General features: G+C 70.0%; 5 protein-coding genes and 1 pseudogene. 4 read left to right on the top strand and 2 right to left on the bottom strand.

Annotated features, from left to right (window positions below; genetic code table 11):
* A partial coding sequence (locus AACZ35_RS13365) for an NAD-dependent epimerase/dehydratase family protein (protein WP_339830117.1) occupies positions 1–592 on the top strand: 592 nt, incomplete at its 5' end.
* Positions 593–641: 49 nt separating this feature from the next.
* Positions 642–848 carry a dodecin family protein gene (locus tag AACZ35_RS13360; protein WP_339830115.1) on the top strand — a complete coding sequence of 69 codons (207 nt, stop codon included), beginning with the start codon at positions 642–644 and terminating at the stop codon, positions 846–848.
* On the opposite strand, the gene AACZ35_RS13355 is transcribed toward AACZ35_RS13360, so the two are convergent.
* Complete coding sequence (locus tag AACZ35_RS13355) at positions 841–1,656, bottom strand: kinase (protein WP_339830113.1); 816 nt, start codon at positions 1,654–1,656, stop codon at positions 841–843. The two genes, AACZ35_RS13360 and AACZ35_RS13355, sit on opposite strands and share 8 nt — an antisense overlap.
* Positions 1,657–1,691: 35 nt before the next feature.
* Between AACZ35_RS13355 and pdxH the strand changes: the two genes are divergently transcribed.
* Positions 1,692–2,309 (top strand): pyridoxamine 5'-phosphate oxidase, encoded by a 618-nt coding sequence (gene pdxH, locus AACZ35_RS13350; protein WP_339830111.1) that lies wholly within the window; start codon positions 1,692–1,694, stop codon positions 2,307–2,309.
* Positions 2,306–3,106: an ABC transporter substrate-binding protein gene (locus AACZ35_RS13345; RefSeq protein ID WP_339830109.1), complete on the top strand. Its 801-nt coding sequence runs from the start codon at positions 2,306–2,308 to the stop codon at positions 3,104–3,106. The genes pdxH and AACZ35_RS13345 overlap by 4 nt, the downstream gene beginning before the upstream one ends.
* Here the strand turns inward: AACZ35_RS13345 and AACZ35_RS13340 are convergent.
* Positions 3,103–3,463, bottom strand: a pseudogene (locus AACZ35_RS13340) (hypothetical protein); the annotation flags it as partial. The gene AACZ35_RS13345 and the pseudogene AACZ35_RS13340 sit on opposite strands and share 4 nt — an antisense overlap.

The following is a 3,463-nucleotide window of genomic DNA, read 5'->3' as shown; positions in this document are numbered from 1 at the left end:
GCGTGACGAAACCGCCTACCGGGCGCTGTACGTGGACGGCCTGGCCCGCCTGATGGCGGCGTGCGAGGCGCCGCGCATCGTGTTCGTATCGTCCACCGCCGTTTACGGCGAACACCGCGGCGAATGGGTGGACGAACAGACGCCGGCCAGCCCCGTGGCCTTCAATGGCCGGGTGCTGCGCCAGGCCGAACGCCTGCTCGACGGCCGCGCCGGCGCCATCACGCTGCGCTTGTCCGGGCTCTACGGCCCCGGCCGCACCTCCCTGATACGGCGCGCGCTGACCGGCGATCCCGGCAGCCGGCGCTGGGGCAACCGCATCCACGTTCAGGACGCCGCCGGCGCCCTGGCGCACCTGCTGGCCCTGGAAAACCCCGCACCGCTGTACCTGGGCAGCGACGATCTGCCGGCGCTCGATACCGACGTGCTTGCCTGGCTGCGGGAAACGGCCGGGCAATTGCCGGTTGAGGCGCCCGCCGAAGGGCCCACCCAGGGCCGCCGCGTGCGCAATGCGGCGCTGCGCGCCACGGGTTGGCAGCCGGCGTACCCGGACTATCGGTCGGGTTACCGGCCGTTACTCGGGCCGGGGGTATAGTCGGCCGGGCCTGATGAGGGCGTTTCACTCATATGAGAGGAGAAGCACCATGGGTACCGTAACCAAAGTGATCGAAGTCTCGTCGTCTTCCGCCAAGAGCGTCGAGGATGCCGTGCAAACCGGTCTCAAGAAGGTCGCCAGCACCGTCAAGGGCATCAAGGGCGCCTGGGTGAACGAGATCAAGGTCATCACCAGCGACGATGGCAGCATCACCGAGTGGCGCGTGAACATGCGCGTGAGTTTTGTCGTCAGCTGACCGGGCGACGTGCGGCGTCGAGCGTGAACAGCTCGTCCGCGATGGCCGGCAGCGTGCGTAGCGCCTGCCGGCTGACCCGCTCGAAAAACAGTACGAACCGTTCGACCTGGGCCCGCGTCATCGCGCGGCGTCCCGGGTTGGCGGCCTGCAGCGTGCATTCCTGCTGCCAGCGCCATTCCGGCACCACCTCGAATCCCGGGCCGCGCAGCCAGGCCAGGTGGTCGATGCGCTCCCAGGCAGGGCCGTAATCGGCCAGCGCCTGGTTGCAGTAGCGGCGCCAGCTGCCGTCGGGATCTTCGTCGCGCTCGAGCGCATTGACCGGTTCCGCCAGCGCCGCTTCGTCTTCGGCCGGCACCTTGTGGAACCAGCCTTCGAACACCACCAGCCTGGCGCCCGCCGGCGCCCGCGGCCAGCGCGAGGGCGGCAGGCGGCGGTCGGCGATCTTGTCGAAACGTGGCAGCGGCACCCGCTGGCCGGCGCGCAGGCCGTCCAGGGTTTCCACCAGCAGGGCCAGGTCGTGGCTGCCCGGCGGGCCGCGCGTGGCCAGCAGCGGGTGCACCTGGCGGGCCAGGCGCTGGCGTTCGCGCCGGCCCAGGTAGAAGTCGTCGATCGACAGCACGACCACCGGCAGGCCGCGCCGGCGCGCCATCGCGGCCATGTCGGCGGCCAGGGTGGACTTGCCCGTGCCCTGAAGCCCGGTCAGGCCATAAACGGGCACGCGCCCGGGCAGGGCGAGGCCGTCGGCCAGGCGCGCCGCGATGAAGTCGGCGTGATGGTGGCCGTCGGTGGGCTGGGAAGGGGGGCTCATCGGCGCGACAATACGCCAAGCCCGAGGAACCCAAGATGACCGACGCAAAACAGACCGCCACCGACCCGCTGCTGGCCGAGGCCATGGCCACCTTCACCACGCTGCTGGCCGAAGCCACCGAAGCCGGTGACCCCGAGCCGACCGCGATGACCCTGGCCACGGCCGACGCCGAAGGCCGGCCGTCGGCGCGCACGGTGCTGCTCAAGGCCTTCGACGCGCGCGGCTTCGTCTTCTACACCAACTTCGACAGCCGCAAGGGCCAGCAGCTGACGCAGAACCCGAACGCGGCCCTCCTGCTGTTGTGGAAAACCCTGCGCGACCAGGTGCAGGTGAAGGTCGAGGGCACGGTGGAGCCGGTGGCCCTGGCCGAGGCCGATGCCTACTTCGCCAGCCGGCCGCGGCCCAGCCAGATTGGCGCCTGGGCGTCGCTGCAGTCGCAGACCATGCCGTCGCGGGAAACCTTCGAGGCACGCGTGGCGGCGTTCGAGAAAAAGTTCGAGGGCGGCGACGTGCCGCGTCCCCCGCACTGGTCGGGTTTCCGCGTGGTGCCCGAGCGCATCGAGTTCTGGTACGGCGCGCGCTACCGCCTGCACGAACGCCACCACTACGAACGCATCGGCGAAGCCTGGACCAAGCGGCTGCTGTACCCGTGAGCACCGGTCCGCGCCGCATCGTCTGCCTCACCGAGGAGCCCACCGAAGTCCTGTACGCCCTGGGCGAGCAGGACCGCATCGTCGGCATCAGCGGTTTCACGGTACGGCCGGCGCGGGCGCGCAAGGAAAAACCGAAAGTCAGCGCCTTCACCAGCGCCAAGGTCGGCGAAATCCTGAAGCTGCACCCGGACCTGGTGATCGGTTTTTCCGACATCCAGGCCGACATCGCCGCGGAACTGATCCGCCAGGGCGTCGAGGTCTGGATAAGCAACCACCGCAGCGTCGACGGCATCATCGACTACGTGCGCCGTCTGGGCGCGATGGTCGGCGCGGCCGACGCGGCAAAGGCCTATGCGGAAAGGCTGCAGGCCGGCATCGATGCGGTGGCGGCGCAGGCGGAAACCCTGCCGCGCCGGCCGAAGGTGTATTTCGAGGAGTGGGACGAGCCGCGCATCAGTGGCATCCGCTGGGTGGCCGAGCTGGTTCGCATCGCCGGCGGCGACGACATCTTCCCGGAACTGGCGGCGCAGTCGCTGGCCAAACACCGCATCCTGGCCGACGACGAACAGATCATCGCGCGTGCGCCCGACATCGTCTTCGGCTCCTGGTGCGGCAAGAAATTCCAGCCCCGCAAGGTCGCCGAGCGCCCGGGCTGGGAGAACGTGCCGGCCGTGCGCGATGGCCAACTGCACGAGATCAAGTCCCCGATCATCCTCCAGCCCGGCCCCGCCGCCCTGACCGACGGCCTGAACGAAATGGCGCGCCACATCCACGCCTGGGCGGAAACGAACCCCTAGGCCTGCAGTGCCTTGACGCCGAGTTTGGCGAGCAGGGCGGTCATCTGCCCGGCCTGGGCGGCCTGTTCGCTGGAGGCGTTGCCCTGTTGGGCGCGTTTGGCCACGCCCTGGGCGATGGCGGCGAGGCGGAAAAAGCTGAAGGCGAGCACGAAGGGCCAGTCGGCCGGCACCGGCTGGCCGCTGAGTTCGCAGTAGCGCTGCAGCAGTGCCGATTCTTCGGGAATGCCCAGCGCCGCGCGGTCCATGCCGGCCAGGCCGGGCAGGGCAGGATTGCGCGGCAGGCGCAGCGCCATGCAGAAATAGCCCAGGTCGGCCAGCGGGTGGCCCAGGGTGCTCAGCTCCCAGTCCACCACCGCC

This window comes from uncultured Arenimonas sp. (assembly GCF_963976025.1).
Lineage (GTDB): Bacteria > Pseudomonadota > Gammaproteobacteria > Xanthomonadales > Xanthomonadaceae > Arenimonas.
The sequence above is the reverse complement of the archived record's forward strand: the minus strand, read 5'-3'. Positions and strand labels throughout refer to the sequence as shown.

Bases quoted from the DNA above. Each gene is read 5' to 3' on its own strand.
- AACZ35_RS13355 (WP_339830113.1), bottom strand. From the start codon at position 1,656: ATGAGCCCCCCTTCCCAGCCCACCGACGGCCACCATCACGCCGACTTC.
- pdxH (WP_339830111.1), top strand. From the start codon at position 1,692: ATGACCGACGCAAAACAGACCGCCACCGACCCGCTGCTGGCCGAGGCC.
- AACZ35_RS13360 (WP_339830115.1), top strand. From the start codon at position 642: ATGGGTACCGTAACCAAAGTGATCGAAGTCTCGTCGTCTTCCGCCAAG.